Source organism: Bacillus sp. FJAT-28004 (genome assembly GCF_001280845.1).
Classification (GTDB): domain Bacteria; phylum Bacillota; class Bacilli; order Paenibacillales; family Paenibacillaceae; genus Pristimantibacillus.
In genome coordinates this window covers 3,676,998-3,697,706 of the sequence record NZ_LGHP01000001.1, presented here as the reverse complement: position 1 = coordinate 3,697,706, position 20,709 = coordinate 3,676,998, and the positions used below count along the sequence as shown (strand labels likewise).

Genomic DNA, 20,709 nt, shown 5'->3' with positions numbered 1-20,709 from the left:
GGATTCCATTAATCAGCACATAGTTGTAAAAATACTGAAGCATCGAGAACAACCCACTGTCCTCGATGCTTTCTTTGTGAGTGATACGGGTAACCGCATCACAAATAACGGTGTCTCTGCATAAATAAACCGACGTGGTGAGTTGGTTTAGAGCGTTAGCCCACCGTCGATCAGTACGATGGAGCCTGTCATGTAGCTAGAGCGATCGGAAGCGAGGAATGTGACGACTTCTGCAAGCTCGTCCGGCTTAGCATAGCGGCCCATACGCATATTGCCGACTTCCTCTGGCACGTATCCTCCCGACATGAAAGCCTGTTCTACGCTCTTCGTCAGAGCTGTTTCCACACCACCCGGACAAATCCCGTTGATACGGATGCCTTTTTTCACATACTCGATCGCCGCACCCTTCGTCAGACCGACAACCGCATGTTTGCTGGCGGAATAAGCGGAAGCGCTGTGCTCACTTTTTACCCCCGCCGTCGAAGCGGTATTAATGATCGTTCCGCTCTCTTGCTCCTCCATCACCTTTAAAACATATTTCATACCGAGGAAGACGCCCCGGACATTGACATTCATAATTCGGTCGAACTCGTTCTCGTCAATGTCCGCGAGCTTCGAGAACTTCTGTACAACGCCGGCATTGTTGAAGAAAATATCGATACGTTCGTAAGCATCAACGGCTGCTTTTACATAGCGCTGAACATCCTCGCTATTTGACACGTCGGCCTGAACGAAGATGGCTTCGCCGCCCTGTTCCTGAATCATTCGAACCGTCTCTTGGCCGGTTTCCTGATTAAAATCAACAGCGACGATTTTTGCGCCGTTGCCTGCCATTTTTAAGCTGCTAGCACGGCCGATGCCGCTTCCTGCTCCAGTAACGATAGCTATTTTATTTTCCAACATTTTAATTCATCCCTTTCGAGTGTAATAGCAAAGGATCTCTGCTTTCTTATTGTAATGCGCTTTCATTAATGAAAATTGTATTTATCAACGATTTGTAGTACTTTTTTATCATCTTCTTTTTAACCTTAATGGTACCCTATGGAGGTTCGCATGAATAAGCTCCCCGAACTGGTTGTATTTGGCCGACTTCTCTATGATGTTATTGGACTCCCTGTATTTATCATCCACCCGGGCCGGACAATTGAAGCAGAATATACCGACCGTTTGTTTTACTCTAACCCTTATTTTGCATCTATTCGCGAACAGGTAGCCGGCTACGCTTACGCGCTGTATGCTGCAGAGCAGCCAGTTCATTTTACCCGATCCAGGCTGCAGTATTTTTTTGTGAATGCGTTTGACGAAAATCAGCTTGCTGGTACGCTCGTTGTAGGTCCGTACATGCATGAAAAGCCACAAGGGGGCGAATGGAACGAGACAATGAGTTCCCTCCCAATAGGTAACCGGAGGTATTTACTCCAATTGTACGAAGAGATTCCGCTACTCCCCCCGGAGCGAACTGCCGCTTTAAGCCGGATGATTTATTATGTGGTTTGCAGGCAACTAGTTGATTCGTCGACCAGCCTTCTAGCAGAGGACATGCCGATGACGGAACCGGTTGTGGAGAAGAAAGAACCGGATGCCGAGCTGTCGCGAAGACGTCGCAGCGGTATGCTGCACGCCAACCTGTCGCATGAGCGCGTCATGCTGCACTACGTGCGCAACGGAGAGAGGGAACGAATAAGAACATTCGTCACGGAATCCATCATTGCCGAGGACGAGTTTGGCGTGCTGGCCAAGCGGAGCAGGATTCGGAGCGAGAAGAACCTGATGATTACGGGAATCGCTCTGATCTGTCGAGCTGCAATTGAAGGAGGAATGCACGAGGAGGATGCGTTTACGCTGAGTGACTTCTATATTCAGCAGCTGGAGGAGAAGGATACGCTGCAAGCGATCGGCGCTATCATGACCGAAGTGCTGTTCGACTTCGTTGATCGGGTATCGGAGGTTCGCCGGGGTCACTACTCACCAGCAATACAGGATAGTCTTCACGAGATCGCCAACCATTTGTACGGCGACATTACTCTTGAACGACTAGCCGAGTGTACGAATCTCAGTCCAAACTACTTGTCGAGCCTGTTCAAGAAGGAGGTTGGGCTAACAATTTCCGAGTACGTCCAACGCGAACGGATTGAGGAAGCGAAGAGGCTGCTCACGCTGACAGACTATCCGATCGCCGATATCGCAGCATGGCTGAACTTTAATGATCAGAGCTATTTCAACAGGGTATTTAAAAAATGGAATGGAATGTCGCCGAAGGCATATCGGAAGAGCGAGCGGCGCCCGTCGCAAAAATATTCGGAATGAAGGCATTGATATCTGTCAAAAGAAAAGGTTCTGGTTGACTAAGCCCGTACAATTGCGCTCGCAGTAATTGGCGGGTTTTTTTGCGTCTATAGCAATATAGGGAATGTGCAGCCACATTAAACCAATGGTCAAGTTCTATCCCGTTGATCCGAACGTTTATTTTATTGGAAATAGCAGTATGCTAAAAAAAATTGACGCAATGAAAAATATGAGGCTTCTCAGTTGTATTAATAGTGAAAGGGGGTGCTGAGGTGTACAATTCATTTGAGCTCAATGAATCAGTGCGGCAGGCCTTGGATCTATATTCACAAAGCATGATTAAAATTGCTTTTGCATACTTGAAAAATATAGCTGACGCTGAAGAGGTGGCACAGGAAGTATTTCTCACCTATTTGCAAAAGCGCCCTGTATTTGAAAACAGTGAACATGAAAAAGCTTGGTTGATTCGAGCTACCATTAATAAAAGTAAAAATATGCTAAAAACGGGGTGGTTCAAAAGCAGGAACCCTGTTCCCGAAGATCTGAGCTACCTTCCGAAGGAAGAAAATGAGGTCTTACAGGCCGTATTGGCCTTGGACAAGAAATATCGGATTCCGATTCATCTGCACTATTATGAGGGATATTCTATTCAGGAAATTGCAGTTATTTTGCAGTCCAAACCCGCAACGGTAGGAACATGGCTTGCAAGAGGACGCTTTATCTTAAAAGAGAAGATTGGAGGCCTTGAGGATGAAGAAATCTGTTTATAAATCCGGGATGTCTCATGTGAAAACAAGTGAGGATTTTAAAGAAGCAACATATCAGAAGATGATGTTGGAAATGGAAAAGACAACACAAAAAAATAGGATCAATCAAAAGGAGCAATTAAAAATGGAAAAAGCTAAGAAAAGAACGTTAACAGGTTGGACAGTCGGTATTGCAGCGTGTGCGGTATTATCGGTCAGCATCTTCACGATGAGCCAGAATACACCGATTGCTACACCCCAGCCCTCGGCTGTTGTAACAAATCCTCCTACAATGGGTAAAGTTGCAGTCAATATTAATGGTGTCATCTCCGAAGTAAGTGAAGATGGTAAAAGCTTCAAGGTAGGTGACCTGTGGGTGACGGTAACAGATAAAACAGAGCTAGGCAGTAAAGAGCCGACAGCATCTGAGCCATCTGAAGAGCTGCTGCAGAAAGAATTTAAAGTTGGTAATACCGTGTCGGGCTACACTTCTCAGGATGTCAGCACTGGCAAGGTAACTGCAGATGTTATCTACAACAACATGGCTCCGCAAAAATAAGATATATACTGGAGCGGCATGGCAAGAAGAAATATAATAATATAAAAACTGCCTAGGCACCTTCAATGGAGGGTGCCCGCATTTTTGAGTAGCTTGAAGCCGACCCGAAGTTGAATGGTAACTTGCCCCGAAGTGGAAGCGGAATGAAATTTGTGCTTCCGGGCATGTTATGGAAAAGACATTGAGGGGAGTGCATCATGATGGCAAGAAGAAGGAGAAAATATGCGGTGCCAGGGGTGGAACAGGGGATGCAGGCTTTCAAAGCAGAAGTAATGAAGCGCGAAGGATATGCAGTTAACCCTAATCAACCGGACGACGTAAAATACGAAGTGGCTAAGGAGCTTGGCATACCTCTGCAGCCTGGTGACAATGGCAATCTGACTACGGAATCAGTGGGTCAAATCGGCGGCAAAATTGGCGGTTCCATGGTTCGGGAAATGATCCGTCTCGCACAAGAACAAATCGCAAATAGGGAGTAGCCCTAGTTTTTTTAGTCCCATAAACTCAAAGGTCTATATTCATATAATGGAGATGGGATCGCAGGTCAATATTTTAAGAACCTTAAGCAAGGTTCTTTTTTTTATTGGATCGACCTCATACAACATCATGGGTGAACAACTATTTCATTACTTCTGAAATATGCCAACATACACCAGCGGGATCTATTAGGTTGATCTCACGTTTTCCCCAAGGATATATTGTAGGTTCTTTCGCCTTAATAGAATAATTCTTCTCTAAAGTAATGGTTTGTATGAGTGCCCACCAACCATCTAAATCCTCCACTTCTAGTTCTACCATGTAATTATCTTGGAATTCTTGATTATGGAAATTTTGAAGAAAGAATTCCTGCTCCCCCATTCGAAAGATACTCAATCCGTCGTCGGAGTAGACTTTCTCAAAACCAAGATCTTCAAAAAAACGCTGTGCAAGTAAATAATCTTTGCCTGATGGAATAAATGGTCGAAGCTTAGTAACTTTCATAAGTTTCCTCCTCTTTGGACCTAACAAGCAACCGTAATCATCTTCAATAGCCAATTGCTTTTTTATACAATTATACAGCCATTTCTCTTTAAATACATGGAGAACATAAATATTTTATCGGTTTACCCAATTTGGAATATGATGTCCAAAATATCTACCTATTTTTTCGACCTCGCATGGCCAGCTTTGCAAACCATAATTACTTTATTAGCTTGCAACCCTACTTCTTTTAATACCTCAAAAGAATATCTAGCATTTTCAAATGTATTTCAGAGGCTTTTTCCATCAACTGCGGATGGCTCCCTCCAGGAACCAATATAACATCAGCGTGCTCAATTTCAGTTTCCAAAAAGATAAATTTGGTAATCGGATCAAATGGATACGCCATTATCTCTTACCTCCAAGGGATTAATATTTATGATTACCAATATATTACCATATTGAATCTAATCTAATTTTATAAAGTGAAAAAAACACTTACATCATGGGTAAAAATATTGTTATAATAACAAACAGACCAGTCGGTATGTTGTGGGGAGGAGACTAATTTGGATACAAAATCGCTAATCATTGAGACATCTACAATCCTTTTTCAGCATAAAGGCTATAAAAGTGTAGGACTGAGTGAAATCTTAAAAGCCTGTAACGTTACAAAAGGAGCGCTCTATCATCATTTTCCAAATGGAAAAGAAGAACTGTTAATTACTTGCTTACACACCTTAAACAAAGCAATTACGACAGATATCGAGAATATTTTCAGAGGGCATCTATCAACTAAGGAAGCCACACAAGCCATGATTGATAAGTTAATTCATAACTTAGAAACAGACGGAACCATTACCGGATATACATTTAGCAGTATTGTCAGTGAAATGGCCACGGTGAGTGAACCTGTCCGCAAAGCATGTAGTGCGCTTTATGAAAATATTCAACACATTTACTGTGCGAAACTTGTAACTGAAGGCCATTCGAATGAATCAGCTTCCGCTACTGCATTGTTGATGACAGCTTCAATTGAAGGTGCGATGCTGCTTTGTTTAACGCAAAAATCAACAGAACCTTTAAAAACGATCGCCAAATTATTACCGAATCTATTGAAGGCTTTTTGATGCAGGAATTTATAATCGTTGCTGCATTTGCTCCTGTATCCAGCTGCTTTTTGCTAAAGTCTGAAATAATCTCTTTGAAAGGAAGAAAAAAATGAACCTAGAAACAAGATTGCCGAGAAACGGAAAAGAGGGAGCATTGTATGGCGCAATCATTTGTACATTGACTGTTCTGTTTATGACTTCAGTAAATGTCATTCTAGCTGCCGGGGAATTCAATGAAGAGGTTGCCTTAACGATCCTTAAGACGTTACCAATCATGTGGATTATTGTCATGATTTTGGAACCTGTTCTTATTGGTCGTATCGCTGAAAAATTGGTTGGGAAATTTACAGATCCAACGGATAGCTTTAATGCCAAAATTTTATTCCGCATCTTATTCACTGTACTAGGAATGTCAGCCGCTATGACGTTTATTGGCGATATTGTAGGAAACGGTTTTAGTTCTGATATTTTTAGCAACTTCTTAACGAATTGGCCAAGAAATTTCTTAATTGTACTGATTGCTGAGAGTTTAGTCATTCAACCAATTGCACGATTTGCGATGGTAAAACTACATGCTTCGCAAGACAAGAAAAATAAAGCGGTGCTGCTGCAACCGTAATCGTACATTATCTATAGAAACTAAAACCCTTAACATAAATAAGCTCTCAGTCGGACTTGTTCGTCTGAGAGCTTATTTATGTTTTTTATGAAATCACTCGAGCTCTATAAGCTGGTTCGTATTTTGATGCAAACGGAACAGCAGGGAAAGCTGCTTGGCGAGAAATTGTGGCGTGTAGGGCATATCATTGCGTAGCCAGCAGACAATTGTACCAATGAAGGCGGAGGAACCATACCAGATTGCAATATCTTTCGGAACGATCACAGCCGAAGTAGAAGAGGAATTGTCTCGGTTCTCGCTTCTAATAGTGATAATATCAACGATTAGATTCATAAGCCGATCAGTGAAAAGCGGAATGCGTTGTGAAGCGAGCAGCACCTTGTAAAATTTTGAATTTTCCGCGATATGCTCAAGCATTTTCACCAATATGGACCAATCCCTATCTATGGAACGAGACTCATTCCTAACATCATTCAAGATAGCATGAATTTCATTAATCATGTCATCCGCCATCTTCTCAAGCATTTCTGGAATATCACGGTAATGAAGATAGAAGGTAACACGATTAATGGTAGCTCGTTCCGTAATACGATTCACGGTTATTTTCTCAAGTTCAATCTCCTGAAGCAAATCGATAAATGCATCTCGAATCAATTGGCGCGTGCGAAGTACACGCGGATCCGTACGCGGTGTTGACATAGGCTCTTATTTCCTTTCCCTATAAATGATCTAAACGACAATTTCATCTGGTTATGTAGTTTATTTTCCGTGTAGACGACAGATCCAGCTCAACTGTAAACTAATAAACATTTTTCGAAAATCTGTTGTTTGTAAAATGGAAGAGAGATAATTATAATCTTTTACATTGAGTTTATTATACTACAAAGTGTTTATTAAACTCACGAAGAATTTGAAGGGATTGAGCATAATGAGTAAAAATTTAGCCTTTGATAGCAGTTCAATTAAGAAAGGTCCCTTGTTGTTTGTCATGATTCTGGGAGCTTTTATCGCCGTTTTGAATCAGACGATTATGAGCGTCGCGCTGCCAGAGCTGATGGTTGACTTTAACATTGAAGCGTCTACCGCACAATGGCTAACAACAGGATACATGTTGGTTAACGGGGTGCTTATTCCAATTACTGCATTTCTAATGCAACGGTTTACGACCCGTGAGCTGTTTCAGTCTTCTATGATCATTTTTCTCGTCGGAACCATTGTTTCGGCAGTTGCGCCTAACTTCGACATTTTGCTAACTGGCCGCCTCATTCAAGCCGCTGGAGCTGGGATTATTATGCCGCTGCTCATGAATGTCATTCTGACGGTATTTCCTCCTGATAAGCGCGGAGCTGCTATGGGAATGGTTGGATTGTCTATTATTTTTGCTCCTGCAATTGGACCTGCAATCGCTGGTTATGTCATGGAGCATTATTCATGGCGTACGATGTTTTATGGAATGCTTCCAATTGTCGCCATCATTATTGTGGTTGCTTATATTTTCCTGAAAAATGTGGCTGAACGAACCTATCCTAAAATTGATATTTTGAGTGTCATTCTGTCAACAATCGGATTTGGTACCGTTCTTTATGGCTTCAGCAGTGCTGGAAGCAAAGGTTGGTCAAGCGCGGAAGTGATTGCATCGCTTGTTACGGGTGTGGTTGCCTTGATTTTGTTTACATGGAGACAGCTGATTTCGAAGGATCCGCTTCTTGATCTAAGGGCGTTTAAATACAGCATGTTTTCCTTAACCACCATTATTAATATTGCTGTAACCATGGTCATGTATGCAGATATGATGCTGCTTCCACTCTATTTGCAAAGTGCACGTGGATACACAGCTCTAGAGTCAGGGCTGCTTATGCTCCCTGGTGCGCTTCTAATGGGACTAATGATGCCGATAACAGGAAAGCTATTCGACCGGTTCGGAGCGAAGTGGCTGTCCATCATCGGTATGGCTATTACGATTGTGACAACAATCGGATTCGTTAATCTGACCGATTCCACCAGTTATACGTATTTAGTTCTGATGTCCACAGGACGACGCTTCGGGATGGCTATGTTCCTGATGCCAATCACTACGGCGGGTCTAAACCAACTGCCTGCAAGACTGAATGCACACGGTACAGCTATATCAAACACCATTAAGCAGGTGGCTGGTGCGATAGGTACCTCATTGCTTGTCACGGTTATGGCGAGCCGTACCAAGTCCCATCTTCAGGATATGGTTGCAGCAGGCGACTCAGCCAATTTTTCGAAGGAACATATCATGATGGAGGCATCTATTCAAGGTATTAATGATGCGTATCTTGTCATTATTGGAATCGGATTAGTAGGTCTCTTGCTTTCATTCTTCATTAAACGTGCGGGGCAGGCGGAGGAAGCAGAAGAAACTAAAACCACCCTGAACCGAAAAACAGTTATTGAAGCTTAGGAAGAGTACAAAACAAAGTATGAAAAAGAAATGATAACAGCCAAGATTCTTAATTGTTTGCTAATCATAGATTATAAAGAAGAGCCTCGTGAGTAGTGACGAGGCTCTTTTTGTGGATTAATATGAACTAACTGGGATCACGTAGACACTCCATTTTTAAATAAGCAACAAAGCTTTTACCTATTAGGGCTATTTGCAAACGGAAAAGGAAGACATACTGGAGTTCTCCTTCTCTTCCACCAGGGAGGTGGTATCGTGGGTGCATTAATCGGAGGCTTATCCTTCGATTATTTTGGAGCGGCTTGTCAGCTCATTAACTTTCTTGATTCTAAATAAAGGACCTGAATAAACTTTTTTGTGTTTTGCCGGTTTAAGCTGAGAGCAGAAGTTTCATCATTATCCAGTGCTTTCATTTTTTTGCGGATATCACTCAGGTCAAAAAACTTTGTAGAGTACTGCTCGAACTTCGGATTCGAATAATCGATCAATCCAAGGGATGCCAAGTGGGTTAGCGCTTGATTCACTGCTCGCCGCACCCGTTGTTCGGCCGCTTTGATCTCTTTTTTCAAGTCGATAGTCGAAGCGGAGGGGCCTAATTTTTTCAAGGCAATTTGATGGTATATTTCATGAAGCTGCGGAAAGCCCTGTTGCTGTGAGTGATGGGCCTCATAACGGTATAAATAATCGAGCATCTCCAGCAAGTCTTTGCTGCCGGCTTCCCCAATCAGTCCGAGATCTGATAACATATAGTTTCCGCATGTAATGATATTTTTTTCAGTGGAAGAAGGCCCCTTCTCCGTTAATTCGCCACTGAAGCCGACAGCACGGAGAGATATTTGAATATTTCGTAAGGATTGGCGGATGAGCAGCAATTCAGAAACCTTTCTAATAACGGCAATAACTTCCAAACGATTTATGGGCTTAGTGATATAATATTCAATTCCGCATGCATACGCCTTGACTATCATTTCCTTCGACTCCACTTGAGAAATCATAATGATTTTCCCTTCAAAGCTCCCGGATAGTTTGCGAACGGTTTCTATGCCGTCACGAACGGGCATTAGTAAATCGATAAGCATGATGTCGACTTGCTTGAGTTCGAGCAAAGTGATGTCAACATGCGCCCCGTCAGGAGCTTCGCCTACCACACTTCCTAAATTCTCATCCTCGATAATTTGTTCCAGCATGGAACGGATAGCCGGATCGTCATCGATAATAAAAAAACGCATCGCGCTACCCTTCCTTTCCTATTTGGCCAATTGGCAATGTGATGGTGAAAACTGTACCTGCGCCTTCGGTGTTGTCTTGAACTTGGACGTTTCCGAGCAAACGCTCTGTTTCCTGATTCACATAAACCAAACCGATTCCCGTAGACGGATTGCCAGCTTTATCGAATTTGGTCGTATAGCCGGGCATGAAGATTTTCTCTCGATACTTCGGCGCAATACCTGGGCCATTATCGGAGACACTGAATACAATATCATCTTTTTCTCGTTTAACCCATATGCGGATAATGCCCTGTTCCTCAAACGATTCTACGGCATTGGCTACTAAGTTATTGAACAAAGACAAAGCTGTGTACACATGACATAAAGGAAGGATCCCTTCGGTATGTAGAGTGAATTCGATCTTCTTACCAAGTGATTGGGCATATTTCTGATTGGAGCGCAGAACAATATCGGCCAATTCTTGGACCGGCATATACTCGCTTTCGTGCGAAATCAGGCTGGATAGTCCCGCATATATCCGTTGATTGTCCTTTTTTATCTCATGAACCTCACCGGCGATCCGGAGAGCTTTTTGTGCTAGATCTTCATGAAAAACATACTGTGCATCATTTAACGATTGATACAGCTCGTAGCTGTCACGGGTGATATTTTCTGCGTTGTGCAGCGTTTTCTTCAATTGAATAGTTTCCTCGTAAAGCTCAGAAATAAGCATGAGCAGCTTCTCGTTTTCTTTACGCTTCTGCTCTTCTGCCACTTTCGACTGCCTCAATTTGACCAAATTGAAAAAACCAAGAACGAAAAAACTCCGAAAAAAAGCAATGAGAACAATCTGATTCCAGGTTGCGAAATTGGTCGTTTGCGCTGTTGCCGAATAACGCAGCAAAATCTCTACCAACGTCGCGGCGATTTCACACGCCACACCAAGTACTCCAACCAGTAGTAGTTGGTTATGACGACGGTTCATTCGAACTGCCGCGAAGGCAATCGCATAGGTCAAATAGTAAAAGAATACCGGATAATGATGCTGAAAAGCTGCTCCCCAGTTCCAATACGGTTCGTGTGTCAAATCAAGTCCAATGCGAAAGATCGTAACCGAACTGCCGACAAGTAATCCGGAGATAAGCGGCGAGGGAGAACGGATCCAGAGTAGGAATAGAAAAAAGGCAGGAGTGCCCAGACTCACGCGAAAATCAGTTTGGAACGGGTAAAAATGTAATTCGCCCGCGATCGGAACCGAAATGACCATTAGTGTTAACAGAAGCCATTTTTCTTTCAAAGCGGTTTTCCGGCCACCTTTCTTAACAACTAACAGACTTTCCACATCATTTGTATTATTCCTCCATGGTCATAGATACTCCTTCATCTTTATTATTCCAAAAACGAGATGAACCATTCGACGAAGGATGAACCAAACAATTTTTGCACAACATGTAGATTCATATAGATTGCTGTAGATTCCCCGTACAATAAACTCATTCAAGACATTTTAAATTATATAAAAAAGAAAGCGCTTTATATTTATAGAAAAAGGAGAGTTATTATGAAAAAATTTGGTTTGGCCTTTCAAATCTTGTTTGGACTACTATTAGGGGTTATTGTCGGGGCCATTTTTTATGGTAACCCAAACATCGAAAGTTATTTGAAACCCGCGGGAGACATTTTCATTCGTTTGATTAAAATGATTGTCGTTCCCATAGTCGTTTCCTCTCTTATTGTCGGAGTAGCGGGAGTAGGAGATATTAAAAAGCTTGGAAGACTTGGAGGGAAAACGCTTCTTTATTTTGAAATCGTGACGACGATTGCTATTATTTTCGGCTTGGTCATAGCGAATATCTTTCAGCCTGGGGCCGGAATCAATATGGCTGGACTAGCTAAGTCAGATATTACGAAATATGTCGAAGCGGCGCAAAATGTGACCAGTCACAGCTTTGCCGACACATTTGTCAATATCGTTCCGAAGAACATTTTTGAATCATTAGTAGCCGGTGACATGTTGGCGATCATTTTCTTCTCTGTATTGTTTGGCTTGGGCGTTGCCGCGATTGGTGATAAAGGAAAGCCGGTTTTATCTTTTTTCCAGGGCGTTGCCGAATCGATGTTCTGGGTGACGAACCAAATTATGAAATTTGCGCCGATCGGTGTATTCGGATTGATTGGTGTAACCGTATCTAAATTTGGTGTCGGCTCTTTGATTCCTTTGGGGAAATTGGTGCTAGCCGTGTATATCGGAATGTTCCTGTTTGTAGTTATCGTGCTGGGTTTAATTGCTAAGCTTTGCGGTACAAGCCTTATGGCAATTGTTCGCATATTAAAAGATGAACTCATTCTGGCTTTCTCTACAGCAAGCTCCGAAACGGCACTTCCAAAGATGATGGTAAAAATGGAGAAGTTCGGCGTACCGAAGGCAATCACGTCATTTGTCATCCCTACGGGATATTCGTTTAACTTGGACGGGTCCACGTTATATCAAGCGATAGCTGCATTATTTATTGCACAAATGTATGGGATCCAAATGTCGATTAGCTCTCAAATCATGTTGATGCTTGTCTTGATGCTCACTTCAAAAGGAATTGCTGGCGTGCCAGGTGCTTCGTTTGTCGTCCTGCTTGCACACTCGGATCCGTCGGGATTCCGCTTGAAGGTCTAGCTTTTATCGCAGGTATTGACCGTATTCTGGATATGGCCCGGACAGTAGTCAATGTTATCGGCAATTCTATAGCCTCGGTGGTCATGGCTAAATGGGAAGGCCAGTACGACAAGGACAAAGGAAAGAAATATGTAGAGTCCATCAAGAAGGCTGCTTAAGAGAATAACGAGGAGGAAACAACCATGACAACAGCTGAGCAAAGGGTAGAAAAAGATTTTCTTGGTTCTAAGGAAGTGCCGTCCGACGCCTATTATGGCATTCAAACACTGCGCGCAGTAGAAAATTTCCCAATTACCGGCTACCGTATTCACGAAGAATTGATACGTGCGATGGCAACCGTTAAACATGCGGCTGCTGCAGCGAACATGGAAATTAGGCAGTTGACTCCTAAGATTGGGCAGGCAGTTGTGCAAGCGGCACAGGAAATTATGGACGGTAAATTGCATGATCAATTTATCGTCGATCCGATACAAGGCGGAGCAGGTACGTCCATCAACATGAATACCAATGAGGTCATCGCCAACCGGGCGATCGAGATCCTCGGGGGAATCAAAGGCGATTATTTTAAAGTAAGTCCCAATTCGCATGTGAATATGGCCCAATCGACCAACGATGCTTTTCCGACGGCGATTCATATTGCAACACTTTCTTTAATTGAGAAGCTGCTAGTGACGATGGAGGAGATGCTCACGGCATTTCGTAAAAAAGCCGTGCAATTCGACGGGGTTATCAAAATGGGGCGGACGCATCTTCAGGATGGTGTGCCGATCCGACTAGGGCAGGAATTTGAGGCTTACAGCAGAGTACTGGAGCGCGATATCAAGCGGATAAAACAAACTCGCGGCCATTTGTATGAAGTCAACATGGGTGCAACAGCCGTCGGAACCGGCCTGAATGCCGATCCCCGCTACATTAAGCGGGTTGTGGCATTGCTCGCTGAGCTCAGCGGGCTGCCGCTTACCAATACGGATCACCTGGTGGACGCAACTCAAAATACAGATGCTTATACCGAAGTGTCAGGCGCATTGAAAATTTGCATGATCAATATGTCTAAGATTGCCAACGACTTACGATTGCTCGCCTCTGGACCGCGTGCTGGGCTCGGGGAGCTGAATCTACCTGCACGGCAACCCGGCTCGTCCATCATGCCAGGCAAGGTCAATCCGGTCATGGCTGAGGTCATCAATCAGGTAGCGTTCCAGGTTATCGGAAATGACCATACGATTTGTCTTGCCTCCGAAGCGGGGCAGCTCGAGCTTAATGTGATGGAGCCTGTGCTCGTGTTCAATTTGCTACAATCGCTCAGTATGATGAATCAAGCCTTCAAAGTTTTCCGTGTACATTGTTTGGAAGAAATCGAAGCGAACGTAGAGCGCTGCAAAGAGTATGTGGAGAAAAGTGTCGGGGTCATTACCGCGCTTAACCCTCATCTGGGCTATGAAGTCGTAGCAAGGATTGCGCGTGAAGCGATTCTAACGGGGCGTCCAGTACGGGAGCTATGCCTTTTATATAATGTTTTAACGGAAGAGGAGCTCCAAATTATTCTCGATCCATATGAAATGACGAATCCAGGTATCGCAGGAGCAGAGCTATTGGACAAGTACTAAAGAGGAAATTGCAGAAACCGTTTCACATTAACCTGCTATGAAAATGAAAGGGCTTACACCAGTCGTGTCGTCGAACTCGTACTGCTAATGAAAAAGAGTGGATCATGTGTGGAGAGCACCTCTGCAATGTTTGGATAACAAAACGAAGGGAATTGATAAGTATGGAAGCCAAGTTGCAGCAGTTGAAAATAGGTATGGTAAATAATAATTTGCCCGTATCCCAGCTGGTCCAAATTGCATTAGAACGGAAGGAAGGGGTTCTTGCTTCCTCAGGAGCCTTACAAGTAAACACAGGGAAATATACCGGACGTTCCCCAAAAGATAAGTTCATTGTCCAAGAACCTTCCGTAATGGATCACATAGATTGGGGGGCTGTGAATCAACCCATCTCACAGCTTCAGTTCGAGCGGCTCTATCAAAAAGCGAAAGACTATATGTCGGATAAGGATTTGTTTGTATTCGACGGTTATGCCGGGTCAGACTCGGAGTATCGGTTACCCATTCGCATCGTGAATCAATATGCGTGGCATAATTTATTTGTCCGGCAGCTTTTTGTTCGCCCGACACAGGAAGAATTGCAAACCCATCGTGCCGAGTTCACCGTGATCGCATTGCCGGGCTTAAAAGCTGATCCGGAAGTGGACGGTACGCGCTCTGAAACGTTTATCTGCCTTTCCTTTGAAAGGAAAATGGTTCTCATCGGAGGGACCGAGTATGCAGGAGAGATGAAAAAATCGATTTTTAGCGTTCTGAATTATTTGCTCCCTTTCCGGGACATTTTTCCGATGCATTGCTCAGCTAATGTGGGCGAAAAAGGCGATGTTGCTTTATTCTTCGGGTTATCCGGAACAGGAAAAACGACGCTTTCCGCTGATGCAAACCGACGCTTGATTGGGGACGATGAACATGGTTGGACCGATCAAGGGGTCTATAACTTTGAAGGCGGATGTTATGCCAAGTGTGCCAATCTATCCGAAGAAAAGGAACCTCAAATTTGGCAGGCTATTCGTTATGGTTCGGTTTTAGAAAATGTCGTTCTGGATCCAAAGACAGGCATAGCGGATTATAACGATACTCGGACGACAGAAAATACACGAGCCGCTTATCCAATCAATGTAATTCCTGGTGCAGTCATCCCAGGGAAGGCGGGGCATCCGAACGTCATCATTTTCTTAACAGCTGATGCTTTCGGCGTGCTGCCTCCTATTTCGAAGCTGACGAGGGAACAGGCGATGTATCACTTTTTGTCAGGGTATACTTCGAAGTTGGCAGGTACCGAGAGAGGAGTAACGGAACCGGAGGCGACATTTTCCACTTGCTTTGGGGCGCCTTTCCTTCCGCTGCATCCAACTGTGTATGCAAGGCTGTTGGGAGATAAAATTGAGGAGAACCAAGTTAAAGTGTATTTGGTTAATACGGGCTGGTCCGGGGGTCCCTACGGTGTAGGAAAGAGGATGAACTTAACTTTCACCCGTGCGATGGTAACCGCTGCTTTGAATGGAAGTATCGAGCAAGCGACGTTTACGGCCGATCCGACCTTTGGTGTGCTCTGTCCCGATTTCGTGGAGGGTGTTCCAAGCAATGTTTTGGTTCCCCGTCATACTTGGCAGGATCAAGATGCGTATAAGAAGGCCGCTTTGGATTTGGCTGAACAGTTTACTCGCAATTTCGAGAAATTTTCCAATATGGAAAAAGAAATTATTGCTGCTGGTCCAATTAAGGGAAAACAATAGTTGAGCAAATGAAGGGCTGCTGCATGGCAGCCCTTCATTCCGCCCAAAATCAGACCAATAAAGAGAGATTGCAACAAAGTTGGGACTATCGGACCTAACCGGGCATACAATCTGATCTATGTATTAAAAAGCACACCCATTGGTCAAGCTTCAGCATGTTCTACAAAGTAAGGCCATCCGCTAATGGATGGCCTTTTTCAAAGTTGTATGGGCTGAATAAAAAAGAACCCGGCAGGTTTTGCCGAGTTCAATTATATAAATAAATTGCGCACAAAGACGCATTATGATAATATTAGAAAACCACTGATTTATTTTTTAAAAAACGACATAAATATTACATCTTATCTACACTCTTATCTTATCACATGGATTTACAGTTTGTCAAATGTTCTTTTTCTTCTCCAGACTAGACGAATAAGGAGCGTGTTCAGGAGGATGTTGAACGCAAATGATTGGCAGCAAGAGCAGGAACGGTTGGATTTGGTTACGAAAAATCTGCAATTAAGAATCGTCGAGTTGGAGCCCGAGGTGGATCAACTACGCGATCAAGCGGCGGACATCCGCAAGCGATTTTGGGAAGAAGTAACGGTCAATACGAGCACAGACGAAGATTTCGAAGAGACCTTCTTCACGATCAAGCAGCAGGCTGCGGTGTTATCCGAACGGGAACGCAGCCACGGGCAGTTAACGCAGCAATGGAAGAGTATGAACCGATTGCTGCCTTCTCCTTATTTTGGACGTATCGATTTTCAAGAGGATGGACTGGACCTCAATGAGCAAGTCTATATCGGTGTATCGTCCTTCGTTGATGCAGATGGTATGAGCTTCCTGGTGTATGACTGGCGAACACCTATTGCGAGTCTATACTACGACTATTCACCAGGGGCGGTCGCCTTTGAAACGCCGGGAGGACACGTCGCTGGGACAATGGAGCTGAAGAGGCAGTACCAGATTCGAGACGGGCAGATTCAGAATTTGTTTGACTCCAGCTTAACAATCGGCGACGAATTGCTTCAGCAGATGCTCGGAAAGGGCGCAGATGCGCAGATGAAGAGTATCGTAGCGACCATTCAAAAGGAGCAAAACGAGATTATTCGTAACGACAATAGCCGAATGCTCATTGTGCAGGGGGCAGCCGGCAGCGGGAAGACCTCTGCCGCATTGCAGCGAGTTGCGTACCTGCTATACAAACACCGCGAGAGGCTGAAGGCCGATCAAGTGGTTCTTTTCTCGCCTAATCCGATGTATAACAGCTATGTTTCCACAGTGCTTCCCGAGCTTGGCGAGGAGAATATGCAGCAGACGACCTTCCAGGAATATCTTGAATACTGGCTCGGATCAACGTTTCGTCTTGAGGATCCGTTCGATCAGCTCGAATATGTACTGACTGAAGAATCAACGCCGGGTTATGAGGCCAGGCTGAATGGGATCCAATATAAATCGTCGGAAGCTTTCCTTAAGGCTCTCCAAAACTATGTATTGTGGCTAGGGCGGGAAGGCATGCGATTCAATGCGATCCGATTCCGAGATCGCGAATTGATCACCGCTCACCAAATAAAATCGCAGTTTTACAGCTACGACGCTTCGATCCGCTTGGTCAATCGCGTCGCTCTGCTGCAGGAGTGGATGTTGCGGGAGCTAGTCATGCTGGAGCGTAAGGAGCGGGATGAACTCTGGGTGGAGGAGGAGCTTAATTACCTCGACAATGATCAGTATGCCGCAGCCTATAAGTTTTTGCGTAGAGAGGAGGGTATTTTCGAGTTTGCCGAGCAATACGTCGAAGCCTACAACATACTGCACAATCAGCACCAACAAGAGGAAGATGTATTCGACTTTGCCCAGCAGGAGGAAGAACTGCTGCGCCGCATGATCGTGAAAGAACATTTCAAAGAGCTAAGGCGAAGTGTGAAGCGGTTATTGTTCATAGATATGGTGGGTCTGTACGACCAGCTGTTCAATGATGTTGCCACTTACCTTGAGATGACGAATGAGACCGAATTACTTGATGGTTGGTTAGAAATATGCAAGCAAACCAAGGAGAAACTGAGCCGGCTCGAACTGTTTTATGAGGATGCGACACCATATCTATATTTAAAAGAACTCATCGAGGGCATTCGGACGAATACGGAGGTACGGCATATATTCGTCGATGAGGGCCAGGATTACTCGATGTTTCAATATGAGTTTCTCAAAAAGCTGTTCCCCCGTGCTCAGATGACGGTGCTCGGTGATTTCGGTCAGGCGATTTTTACGCAGGCTACGAATTTGCACGAGGCGGATTCGCCGCTTATACGGCTTTATGGCGAGGGAGAAACGAGTCGGTTCTTTCTTGTACGCAGTTATCGTTCCACCCGCGAGATCGTGGAGTTCACCAAGTCGTTGCTGCCATATGGGGAAGCGATCGTGCCCTTCGAGAGAGGCGGAAGGAAGCCGCTCCTCTTTAAGGCGGGCAGCAGCGAGAAGCGAGCGGAACGAATGGCGGCAGATCTCGCAGCGCTTCAGGCCGAAGGTTACGGATCCATCGCCGTCATTACGAAGACAGCGACCGAGAGCAGCGATGTCTTCGAGACTTTGACGGCCTTGGGCTGTCAGGCGCTGCGGCTCATCACGAAGAAGACGCCTACATTTGAGAAGGGAACGCTGATTATTCCCGCGTATCTTGCTAAGGGCGTTGAGTTCGACGCTGTGCTGATCTACGATGTTTCTTCGCAGGCGTATCATCGGGAAAGCGAACGCAAGCTCTTCTATACCGCATGCACGCGTGCGATGCACCGGCTTTTGCTTTACACGACAGGAGAATGGACGCCTTATATTCAGGCAGTGGATACGTCCTTGTATGATTTAGAGCAATAAGGGGTTACTGCATGGTTGATAGAGTGAGCTTCAAATTCAATGAAAAATATAAATGACGTTAGGAGGAAAAGGTGTGCTTCATATTGTAAACGGGGATTCGGTAGCGGAGAAGCTGCGGCAAGGCATTGTGAAAGGTGATATTTTAGTATGGAGGGAAGTATATCCTCATGGTCCTGTATTTTTAGATCCTGCTGCATTAGACAATCGCTCTGTACGATCACTATACTTGGAACATACGATGGGAATCCCTCGCTCGGAATATATTCAGGGCAGTGAAACACAGGAGAAGGTTTTGGCTGATTTTCATAAATATGAGGAGATCGTGTTTTGGTTTGAGCATGATTTATTCGATCAGACGATGCTGTGCTATTTGCTCCATTGGTTCTCAGGGCAGCCTTTGTTAAAAACGAAACTGAGTTTATTGTGCATCGGAGAGTATCCGGGAATTGAACTGTTTCGCGGTCTAGGACAACTGTCACGCGAGCAAATGGAGACGTTATCGGGAACATGGAAATCTATCGGAGCAGAAGAGCTGGAATTAGGCAGAGCGTTTTGGCAAGCCTATGCAGCACAGAATCCGCAGCTGTTGCAGCAATTATTAAGTCAAGATACGTCCGTGCTGCCGTTTGCGCATGAGGCGTTCCAATTTCATCTATCGCGTTTCCCTTCTACACACAATGGTCTTGGTATCGTAGAGCAGACAACACTTGCGATGATCCAGGCTGGGATAAACACTCCGTATGAATTATTTGAACATGTTGGAAATAAGCTCAATGCTTTAGGTATGGGTGATCTGCAATACTGGCATATTTTAAGAGAGATGTCACAAGATCCGTATCCATTGATACAAGGGTTACAGGTATTCCCCGCTTATAATGATTCATCGGTGTCATTTCGCGATTGTGAAGTTGCTTTAACTGATTTTGGAAAAAGCGTGTTGGATGGAAAAGAGGACTGGGTCGCTAAAAAAGGGATAGATGAATGGTATGGCGGAGTGCATCTGCAAGGATATTTTCCGCGATGGCGTTGGAATTCGGACGAACAAACGATTCTTGATATAGGCACTGAGGTGTAGTATTAAAACGGCAGTCTAGGACTAATAAGCTCCCCTTACGGTAAACAGGTGAAATAATAAAACCTGCTACTGTAAGGGGGCTTTTTTATGTCTAGAGGAAAATATAATGCTTGGAGAAACTCACAATTCTATGGCTTTAACCCGCCGCCCAAACATCTAATTCAATTTTTAATTCAGGTAAACCTAATCCTTTAATATAAGCAACCGTCATTGAGGGAGGAGTGGGGCCGAAAACCTTATCCCAAATGGCATAGAAATGATCCCAATCTATTTCTTCTGTGGCCCAAATGTTGATTTTAATGACATGATCAGGAGTCAATTGTTGAGAAGCAAGGATATCAACAATATTGCTCATTGTATTTGTTACTTGTTGATTAAAATCTGTGGGGATATTGTTGTTCTGATCAATACCAATTTGACCGGAAAACACATACATTTCAGCATTTCTACTTATTTTTGTAACATGACTATAACTACCAACAGGTTTCGCTATATTTTCCGGATTATATCGTTTAATTATATCATTATTTAAGTTCATCATTTGTAAGTCTCCTTATAAATAGAAAATAGATAACGATGAATAGGTTATATATTTTCACTGTATTTTAACTTCATTTGATTTTTGACAGACCTATCCCGTCGATATCAATTTTAGAAAAAAACAGCAGTTGAATACCCAATACCAGCAGATAATGATTTAATCGATCTCTTTTTCATCAGGTATTCCTCCTTAATATTTATAAGTAAAATAACTTACAGCAGAATAATATCATTAGCGGAAAAAAAATAATAGTAGAAAAGTGGTTCGTCAAGCCAAAGCCATATAAAGACTGTGAATTTTGCTTTTTTAGAAGC

General features: G+C 43.9%; 18 protein-coding genes and 1 pseudogene. 12 read left to right on the top strand and 7 right to left on the bottom strand.

Features of this window, described 5'->3' with window-relative positions; translation table 11 throughout:
- Positions 1–147: 147 nt before the first annotated feature.
- Entirely contained in the window at positions 148–903 is a 756-nt protein-coding gene (locus tag AC787_RS16075) for an SDR family NAD(P)-dependent oxidoreductase (protein WP_054025703.1), read from the bottom strand.
- Between the two features lie 150 nt (positions 904–1,053).
- On the opposite strand from AC787_RS16075, the gene AC787_RS16070 reads away from it, so the two are divergent.
- From AC787_RS16070 to AC787_RS16055, 4 genes are all read left to right on the top strand, one after another.
- A complete protein-coding gene (locus AC787_RS16070) occupies positions 1,054–2,307 on the top strand; it encodes a helix-turn-helix domain-containing protein (RefSeq protein ID WP_054025702.1) in 1,254 nt (417 codons plus the stop codon).
- A 233-nt stretch (positions 2,308–2,540) separates the two neighbouring features.
- On the top strand, positions 2,541–3,056 hold the full coding sequence (locus AC787_RS16065) for an RNA polymerase sigma factor (protein WP_321166120.1): 516 nt from the start codon (positions 2,541–2,543) through the stop codon (positions 3,054–3,056).
- Positions 3,037–3,591, top strand: a complete 555-nt coding sequence (locus tag AC787_RS16060) for a hypothetical protein (RefSeq protein WP_054025700.1) — start codon at positions 3,037–3,039, stop codon at positions 3,589–3,591. The genes AC787_RS16065 and AC787_RS16060 overlap by 20 nt, the downstream gene beginning before the upstream one ends.
- A 197-nt stretch (positions 3,592–3,788) precedes the next feature.
- Entirely contained in the window at positions 3,789–4,070 is a 282-nt protein-coding gene (locus AC787_RS16055) for an alpha/beta-type small acid-soluble spore protein (protein ID WP_054025699.1), read from the top strand.
- Between the two features lie 139 nt (positions 4,071–4,209).
- On the opposite strand, the gene AC787_RS16050 is transcribed toward AC787_RS16055, so the two are convergent.
- Together AC787_RS16050 and AC787_RS34840 are read right to left on the bottom strand one after the other, a co-directional pair.
- Positions 4,210–4,572 (bottom strand): hypothetical protein, encoded by a 363-nt coding sequence (locus AC787_RS16050; RefSeq protein WP_054025698.1) that lies wholly within the window; start codon positions 4,570–4,572, stop codon positions 4,210–4,212.
- A 229-nt stretch (positions 4,573–4,801) separates the two neighbouring features.
- Entirely contained in the window at positions 4,802–4,960 is a 159-nt protein-coding gene (locus tag AC787_RS34840) for a hypothetical protein (protein ID WP_235560994.1), read from the bottom strand.
- Positions 4,961–5,120: 160 nt separating this feature from the next.
- On the opposite strand from AC787_RS34840, the gene AC787_RS16045 reads away from it, so the two are divergent.
- Positions 5,121–5,681 (top strand): TetR/AcrR family transcriptional regulator, encoded by a 561-nt coding sequence (locus tag AC787_RS16045; RefSeq protein ID WP_054025697.1) that lies wholly within the window; start codon positions 5,121–5,123, stop codon positions 5,679–5,681.
- A gap of 91 nt (positions 5,682–5,772) precedes the next feature.
- Complete coding sequence (locus AC787_RS16040) at positions 5,773–6,282, top strand: DUF2798 domain-containing protein (RefSeq protein ID WP_063847534.1); 510 nt, start codon at positions 5,773–5,775, stop codon at positions 6,280–6,282.
- A gap of 93 nt (positions 6,283–6,375) precedes the next feature.
- Here the strand turns inward: AC787_RS16040 and AC787_RS16035 are convergent, their stop codons facing one another.
- Positions 6,376–6,981 (bottom strand): TetR/AcrR family transcriptional regulator, encoded by a 606-nt coding sequence (locus AC787_RS16035; RefSeq protein WP_054025696.1) that lies wholly within the window; start codon positions 6,979–6,981, stop codon positions 6,376–6,378.
- 229 nt (positions 6,982–7,210) lie between these two features.
- Here AC787_RS16035 and AC787_RS16030 point away from each other — a divergent pair, with 229 nt between their 5' ends.
- Complete coding sequence (locus tag AC787_RS16030; RefSeq protein WP_054025695.1) at positions 7,211–8,710, top strand: DHA2 family efflux MFS transporter permease subunit; 1,500 nt, start codon at positions 7,211–7,213, stop codon at positions 8,708–8,710.
- 305 nt (positions 8,711–9,015) lie between these two features.
- Here the strand turns inward: AC787_RS16030 and AC787_RS16025 are convergent, their stop codons facing one another.
- Together AC787_RS16025 and AC787_RS16020 are read right to left on the bottom strand one after the other, a co-directional pair.
- Positions 9,016–9,939, bottom strand: coding sequence for a response regulator (locus tag AC787_RS16025; RefSeq protein WP_054025694.1), 924 nt, complete (start codon positions 9,937–9,939; stop codon positions 9,016–9,018).
- Positions 9,940–9,943: 4 nt separating this feature from the next.
- The gene (locus AC787_RS16020; RefSeq protein WP_235560993.1) at positions 9,944–11,215 is read right to left on the bottom strand and encodes a sensor histidine kinase; all 1,272 of its coding nucleotides are present in this window, start codon (positions 11,213–11,215) and stop codon (positions 9,944–9,946) included.
- Between the two features lie 264 nt (positions 11,216–11,479).
- Between AC787_RS16020 and AC787_RS16015 the strand changes: the two are divergent.
- From AC787_RS16015 to AC787_RS15995, 5 genes and pseudogenes are all read left to right on the top strand, one after another.
- A pseudogene (locus AC787_RS16015) lies at positions 11,480–12,744 on the top strand (cation:dicarboxylate symporter family transporter).
- A gap of 24 nt (positions 12,745–12,768) precedes the next feature.
- Positions 12,769–14,193, top strand: coding sequence for an aspartate ammonia-lyase (gene aspA, locus AC787_RS16010; RefSeq protein ID WP_054025693.1), 1,425 nt, complete (start codon positions 12,769–12,771; stop codon positions 14,191–14,193).
- Between the two features lie 161 nt (positions 14,194–14,354).
- Positions 14,355–15,926: a phosphoenolpyruvate carboxykinase (ATP) gene (gene pckA, locus AC787_RS16005; protein WP_082360794.1), complete on the top strand. Its 1,572-nt coding sequence runs from the start codon at positions 14,355–14,357 to the stop codon at positions 15,924–15,926.
- A gap of 435 nt (positions 15,927–16,361) precedes the next feature.
- Positions 16,362–18,779, top strand: coding sequence for an RNA polymerase recycling motor HelD (gene helD / locus AC787_RS16000; RefSeq protein WP_054025692.1), 2,418 nt, complete (start codon positions 16,362–16,364; stop codon positions 18,777–18,779).
- Between the two features lie 73 nt (positions 18,780–18,852).
- A complete protein-coding gene (locus AC787_RS15995) occupies positions 18,853–19,854 on the top strand; it encodes a DUF1835 domain-containing protein (protein WP_054025691.1) in 1,002 nt (333 codons plus the stop codon).
- Positions 19,855–19,990: 136 nt separating this feature from the next.
- Here the strand turns inward: AC787_RS15995 and AC787_RS15990 are convergent, their stop codons facing one another.
- Entirely contained in the window at positions 19,991–20,395 is a 405-nt protein-coding gene (locus AC787_RS15990; protein ID WP_235560992.1) for a RidA family protein, read from the bottom strand.
- Positions 20,396–20,709 lie beyond the last annotated feature (314 nt).